Source organism: Cellulomonas sp. NPDC057328 (genome assembly GCF_042667215.1).
Classification (GTDB): Bacteria; Actinomycetota; Actinomycetes; order Actinomycetales; family Cellulomonadaceae; genus Cellulomonas.
Genome location: NZ_JBHUZW010000161.1, coordinates 1 through 6,834, shown reverse-complemented (window position 1 = coordinate 6,834; position 6,834 = coordinate 1). Strand labels below are relative to the sequence as shown.

Genomic DNA, 6,834 nt, shown 5'->3' with positions numbered 1-6,834 from the left:
GTACCGCCCGGCGCAGGCCGGGCGGTACGGGCCGCGGGTCCACGTGGTCGCGTCGGCTCACGCCCTACCTGTTCCTGCTCGTCCCGCTCGCGCTGCTCGTGCTGCTCACGTACGTGCCGGTGGCGAACATGTTCTTCTACTCCGTCACCGACTGGGACGGGCTGGACAAGGTCAAGGACGTCGTCGGGACCGACAACTACGTCGAGGTCTTCACGGACCCCGACAACGTGCGGGTCTTCTACGTGTCGCTGTACTACTTCGCGGCCTCGTTCGTGCAGATGGCGCTCGCGCTGTACTTCGCGACGATCCTGTCGTTCAAGGTCCGGGCGAAGAACCTGTGGAAGGGGATCCTGTTCTTCCCCTACCTCATCAACGGCGTCGCGATCGGCCTGATCTTCCTCAACTTCCTCAAGCCGGGCGGCGGACTCGACACGGTCCTGCTGACGGCGGGGCTCGAGAGCCTGGTGCAGCAGTGGACCGGCGACCCGGCGATCGCGAACTACTCGCTGGCGGCCGTGTCGGTGTGGCGCTACATGGGCCTCAACTTCGTCATGTTCCTCGGGGCCATCTCGTCCATCAGCGGGGAGATCTACGAGGCGGCCGAGATCGACGGCGCCACGCGCTGGCACCAGTTCTGGCACATCATCCTGCCGTCCATCCGCCCGATCCTCGGCCTCTCGTTCATCCTCGCGATCTCCGGTGCCCTGTCGGTGTTCGAGATCCCGTACGTCATGACGAACGGGGGCAACGGCACCGAGACGTTCGTGATCCGCACCATCTGGATGGCGTTCAACCGCAACACCGTGGGCCTCGCGTCCGCGATGGCGGTCGTGCTGCTCGTGATCGTGCTCCTGGTGACGTGGCTGCAGCGGCGGCTCGTCCCGGAGCGGGAGGTGGACCTGACATGACGCGCGCGATCACCGGCACGCTGAAGTACGCGTCGCTCGTCGTGGCGTCGCTCGTGACCCTGCTGCCGCTGGGCCTCATCCTGTTCGGCTCGTTCAAGACCGGTCAGGAGTTCCTCGCGACGAACCCGTTCGCGCTGCCCGAGAGCTGGACCTTCACCAACTACGTCACCGCGTTCACGCGCGGCGGCATGGCGCTGGGGTTCCTCAACACGGTCGTCATCTTCGTCGCGGCCATCGCCGGCACGATCCTGATCGGCGCCGCCACGGCCTACGCGATCGACCGGTTCTCGTTCGTCGGGCGCGGGGCGGTGCTCAACCTGTTCCTGCTCGCCACGCTCGTGCCGGGTGTCACCACGCAGGTCGCCACGTTCCAGATCGTCAACGCCCTCGGCCTGTACAACACGCGGTGGGCGCTGATCCTGCTGTTCATGGGCACCGACATCATCTCGGTGTACATCTTCCTGCAGTTCATGCGGGCCATCCCCCGCTCGCTGGACGAGGCGGCGATGATCGAGGGGGCCGGGCACCTGCGGATCTTCTTCCAGATCATCCTGCCCAACCTCAAGCCCGCGATCGCGACCGTGGTGATCATCAAGGGCATCGGCATCTACAACGAGTTCTTCCTGCCGTTCCTGTACCTGCCGGACCCCGACCTGCGGCCCATCTCGACGTCGCTCTTCGCGTTCAAGGGCCCGTTCGGGTCGCAGTGGGAGGTCATCTCGGCGGGCGTCGTCATCACGATCGTGCCGATCCTCGTGCTGTTCCTGTTCCTCCAGAAGTACATCTACAACGGCTTCACCGCGGGCGCGACGAAGTAGCCGGGCACGCGACGGGGCCGGTCCGCACCGCGGACCGGCCCCTCGTGCGTCCCCCGCCCCGCCGCGGCGGAGCCCCGCGTCAGACCCGCGTCGCGCGCACCAGCACGAGCCGCTCGGAGGAGAGCACCGGCGCGCGGACGCCGACGCGCTCGAGCACCCGGCCCGGCAGGCGGACACCCTCCGGCGTCCACCACGGGCACGGCAGGCCGTGGGTCACGACGTCCCCGGGCGCCTGCGGGCGCACGTGGTACGTCGCGTCGGGGTCGAGGCCCGGCAGCGGCACGTGCCCGGGCGGCAGCTGCGCGGACATGGCCGTCGTCGCGACGGCGAACAGGGCGTCCGACCCGTCGGCGGCGACGACGCCGTGCACCGCGAACGCGGGGTCGGCGACGTCGGCGTGCACGCTCGTGCCTGTGTGCAGCAGGTCGCGCAGCTCCTTGTACAGGCCGACCCACGCGGCCAGCTCGGCGCGCTGCGCGCCGTCCGCCTCGCGCAGGTCCCACTCGATCCCGAGGTGCCCGAACAGCGCGGTGCCCGCGCGGAACGCCAGCTCGTGCGCCCGCCCGGTGCTGTGCGCGTGCCCGGAGCCGATGTGCGCGCCGATCAGCTCGAGCGGGATGAGCAGGTTCGTCCACGGCTGGATCTGCTGCCGCTCGAGCGCGTCGATGCAGTCGGACGCCCACACCCGTTCCGTCCGCTCGAGGATCTCGAGGTCGACGCGGGCCCCGCCCGAGGAGCACGACTCGATCTCGACGCGCGGGTGCCGCCGGCGCAGCTCGTCGAGCAGCCGGTAGACGGCCAGCGTCTGCCCGTGCACGCCGGGCGTGCGGTCGGCCCCGTGACCGGCGTCGACGAGGTCGCGGTTGTGGTCCCACTTGAGGTACGCGATGTCGTGCTCGATGAGCAGCGCGTCCAGGCGCTCGAGCACGTACGCCCACGCGTCCGGGTTCGCCAGGTCGAGGACCTGCTGCTGGCGCGCGGGCAGCGGCAGCCGCCCGGGCACCTGGAGGATCCAGTCGGGGTGCGCCCGTGCGAGGTCGGAGTCCGGGTTGACCATCTCCGGCTCGACCCACAGGCCGAACTGCATGCCGAGACCCGTGACGTGCGCGATCAGCGGGTGCAGCCCGTCGGGCCAGACCTCCTCGGACACGTACCAGTCGCCGAGGCCCGACGTGTCGTCGCGCCGGGACCCGAACCAGCCGTCGTCGAGCACGTAGCGCTCTGCGCCGACGGCCGCGGCGGCGTCGGCGAGCTCCGTCAGCCGGCCGAGGTCGTGCCGGAAGTACACGGCCTCCCACGTGTTGAGCGTGACGGGGCGCGGCGTGCGGGGGTGCTGCGGCCGGGCGCGCATCCACCGGTGGAAGCGCGACGCCAGGTCGTCGAGCCCGGCCGCGCCGTACGACCCGTACACCCACGGGCTCGCGTACGACTCCCCCGCCGCGAGCCGGACCTCGCCGGGCTCGAGCAGCTCGCCGCCGCCCAGCAGGCCCTCGTGGTGGTGGTGCCGCTCGGCGAGGCTGCGGTGGTTGCCCGACCACGCCACGTGCAGCCCCCACACCTCGCCGTGCCGGTGGGCGAGGCCGGGCGCGCCCGCGACCAGCACGTACGGCGTGTCGTACCCGGTCCGGCCCCGCCGGTTCTCGCGCAGCCGGGTGCCGTGCGTGAACGCCGTGCGCAGGGGCGTGCGCTCGCGCGCCCAGTGGCCGCCCAGGTCGAGCAGCTCGCCGGCGCGCAGCGGCACCGGCAGCGTGAGGAGCAGGCCCGCGACCTCGTACGCGTCGTCGCCCGTGTTGCGCACGGTGGCGCGCTGGCGGACGAGGCCCTGCGGGGTCAGCTCGATCCGCAGGCGCAGCTCGAGGCCGGCGTGCGGGTCGGTGCCGCGCACGTCGACGACGCCGCCCCCCTCCGGTGCGTGCACGACCGTGACGTCCCCGGCCGCGACGCCGAACGCCACGGACCACGCGCGGCCGGCCCGGCTGCCCGTGAGGCCCGGCGTGCCGAGCCACCCGGCGGACTGCTCCGGCACGACGCCCGGCACCACCTCGCCGTCCACCGCGAACCCGCGGGGCGCCGGGCGCGACGCGGTCCGCAGCGCGCGCAGGGCCGCGTCGTCCAGGTCGCCGAGCGCGGTGCCCCAGTGCAGGACGCGGGGCAGCCGGCCGCCGTCGACGTCCACGACGAGCGACACGTCGTCGGCGCGCAGGTGGACGGGGGCGGCGGACGGTGGGGCGGTGCGGACGTCGTCGTGCTCGGGCACGGGGCTCCTGACCTGCGGCCGCGGGCCGCGGACGGCGCGACGGCGTCGAGGGCGACGCCGTCGCACGGACGGTGCCGCGCACCGGTCCGGGCGCGCCCTCGCGCCCGTGCGGACCGGCTGCGCGGCCGGTGACGGCGCCAGCGTACGCGGTTGACTAACTTTCTTCAGTTGCTTAAGGATGTCCTCAGGTGCTTCGACGACGGCTCTGCCGCCCGGCACGCGCGACGGCGCGCGGCGCCCCGGAGCCCGGACTGCGAGGAGCGCCCCGTGACCCTGACCGACCTCCGCGACGGCTGGACGCTGACGGCCACGGCGGGCGACGTCCCCGACCACCTGGCCGAGCGGCTGCGCACCGGCCTGCGTGTGCGCGTGCCGGGCACGTCGCACACGCACCTGCTCGACGCGGGGCTGATCCACGACCCGTACGTCGACGACCACGAGCAGCGGCTCGCCTGGATGAAGCGCGTGGACTGGGCGTACGAGCGCGAGCTCGTGCTCGACCTGCCCGCCGACGACGAGCGCGTCGACCTGGTCCTCGACGGTGTCGACACCGTCGGCACCGTGCTGCTCGACGGCGACGTCGTCCTGCGCACGCGGGACATGCACCGCAGCCACCGCGTCGACGTCCGCGACCGCGTCCGCCCGACGACGCAGCGCCTGCGCGTCGAGATCGCGTCGGCGCTCGCGTACGCCGAGGCGGAGGCGGAGCGTCTCGGGCCGCGCCCGGCGGCCTACACGCAGCCGTTCAACATGGTCCGCAAGATGGCGTGCTCGTTCGGCTGGGACTGGGGGCCCGACCTGCAGACCGCGGGCCTGTGGCGGCCCGTGCGTGTCGAGCGGTGGCGCGTCGCCCGCCTCGCCGGCGTCCGGCCGCTCGTCACGGTCGAGCCGGACGGCACCGGCGTCGTCGAGGTGCACGTCGACGTGGAGCGGTCGGGGCTGCCCGGCGGCGACGCCGCCCTCGTCGTGCGGGCGTCGGTCGCCGGCGCCGACGTGGTCGGCCGGGTCGCTGCGGGCGCCACGTCCGGCGTGGTCCGGCTCGAGGTGCCGCACGCGCCGCTGTGGTGGCCGGTCGGGCACGGCGGGCAGCCGCTGCACGCGCTGACCGTCGAGCTGAGCGCCGCCGACGTCGCCGCGCCCGCCGAGCCGCGCGGCACCGGTCCCCTCCTCGGCACGTGGACGCGTCGCATCGGCTTCCGCACCGTCGAGCTCGACACGACCGCCGACGACCACGGCACCGCGTTCACGCTGCGCGTCAACGGGCGGCCGCTCTTCGTCAAGGGCGCGAACTGGATCCCCGACGACCACCTCCTCACCCGCCTCACCCGCGAGCGCGTCGCGCGGCGCCTCGACCAGGCGGTCGGCGCCCACCTCAACCTGCTGCGGGTGTGGGGCGGCGGCGTCTACGAGTCCGAGGACTTCTACGAGCTGTGCGACGAGCGGGGCCTGCTCGTGTGGCAGGACTTCCTGCTCGCCTGCGCCGCGTACCCCGAGGAGCAGCCGCTGCGCGACGAGATCGAGGCCGAGGCGCGGGAGCACGTCGCCCGCCTCATGCCGCACCCGTCGCTCGTCCTGTGGAACGGCGGCAACGAGAACCTGTGGGGCCACGAGGACTGGGGCTGGAAGGACGAGCTCGACGGCCGCACGTGGGGCCACGCCTACGCGACCGAGGTGCTCGCGGCCGTCGTGGCCGAGCTCGACCCCACCCGCCCGTACGCCGCGAACAGCCCCTTCTCGCCGGGCTTCGCCCCGCAGGACGTGCACCCCAACGACCCCGACCACGGCACCCACCACCAGTGGGAGGTGTGGAACCGCGTCGACTACTCCGTCTACCGCGACGAGGTGCCGCGCTTCTGCTCGGAGTTCGGCTTCCAGGGCCCGCCGACGTGGGCGACGCTGCGCCGCGCCGTGCGGGACGAGGACGGCGCGGTCGCGGGCAAGGAGCACCCGACGTTCCTGCTGCACCAGAAGGCCGACGACGGCAACGGCAAGCTCGACCGCGGGATGGCGCCGCACCTGGGCGTGCCCGACGGCTTCGCCGACTGGCACTGGGCGGGCCAGCTCAACCAGGCGCGGGCCGTCCGGTTCGCCGTCGAGCACTACCGCTCGTGGTGGCCGCGGACCGCCGGCGCGATCGTGTGGCAGCTCAACGACTGCTGGCCCGTGACGTCGTGGGCCGCGGTCGACGGCGACGAGCGCCCGAAGCCGCTCTGGTACGCGATGCGCGCCGCGTTCGCCGAGCGCGTCGTCACCGTGCAGCCGCGGGACGGCCGTGAGGCCCTGCTGGTCGTCAACGACACCCCGACGCTGTGGAAGGGCGTGGCCCGGCTCGAGCGGCAGCGCCTCGACGGCAGCGTGCTCGCGTCGGCCGAGCTGCCGCTCACCGTGGGGGCGTGGTCGGTCGGCACGTTCGCGCTGGCGGAGGCGCTCCTGACGCCGGTGGACCCCGCGCGCGAGGCGCTCGTCGTCACGCTCGACCACGCCCGCCACGTGCACACGTGGCTCGAGGACGTCGCCCTGGACCTGCACCCCGACCCGCTCACCGCCGGTGTCACGCCGACGCAGGACGGCTACGAGGTCGAGGTCGTCGCGCGCTCGCTCGCCAAGGACGTGACGCTCCTCGTCGACCGCCTCGACCCGGGCGCGCGCGTCGACGACGCCCTCGTCACGCTGCCCGCCGGCGCCCGCGCCCGCTTCCGGGTGCGCACGTCCGCGTCCATCGACCCGCAGAACCTGCTGCGCGCGCCGGTGCTGCGCACGGCGAACGACGTCGTCGTGCCCGCAGCCCGCGGCGCCGCCGTCGGCGGCTGACCGTGCCCCCGCGTGCGGCGGCCGGTGCGGTGGACGCACC

General features: G+C 73.6%; 4 protein-coding genes. 3 read left to right on the top strand and 1 reads right to left on the bottom strand.

Annotated elements, in window-relative coordinates; translation table 11 throughout:
• Both ACFUMH_RS18025 and ACFUMH_RS18020 read left to right on the top strand, forming a co-directional pair.
• The coding region (locus ACFUMH_RS18025; RefSeq protein WP_378208782.1) for a carbohydrate ABC transporter permease at positions 1-908 on the top strand (908 nt) is incomplete at its 5' end.
• The gene (locus ACFUMH_RS18020; protein WP_378208780.1) at positions 905-1,726 is read left to right on the top strand and encodes a carbohydrate ABC transporter permease; all 822 of its coding nucleotides are present in this window, start codon (positions 905-907) and stop codon (positions 1,724-1,726) included. The genes ACFUMH_RS18025 and ACFUMH_RS18020, both read left to right, overlap by 4 nt.
• 79 nt (positions 1,727-1,805) lie before the next feature.
• On the opposite strand, the gene ACFUMH_RS18015 is transcribed toward ACFUMH_RS18020, so the two are convergent.
• A complete protein-coding gene (locus tag ACFUMH_RS18015; RefSeq protein WP_378208777.1) occupies positions 1,806-3,983 on the bottom strand; it encodes an alpha-galactosidase in 2,178 nt (725 codons plus the stop codon).
• Between the two features lie 267 nt (positions 3,984-4,250).
• Here ACFUMH_RS18015 and ACFUMH_RS18010 point away from each other — a divergent pair, with 267 nt between their 5' ends.
• Positions 4,251-6,794, top strand: coding sequence for a glycoside hydrolase family 2 protein (locus ACFUMH_RS18010; RefSeq protein WP_378208775.1), 2,544 nt, complete (start codon positions 4,251-4,253; stop codon positions 6,792-6,794).
• The last annotated feature ends 40 nt before the right edge of the window (positions 6,795-6,834 follow it).

Coding starts and splice junctions, on each gene's coding strand:
- ACFUMH_RS18020 (WP_378208780.1), top strand. CDS start 905: ATGACGCGCGCGATCACCGGCACGCTGAAGTACGCGTCGCTCGTCGTG.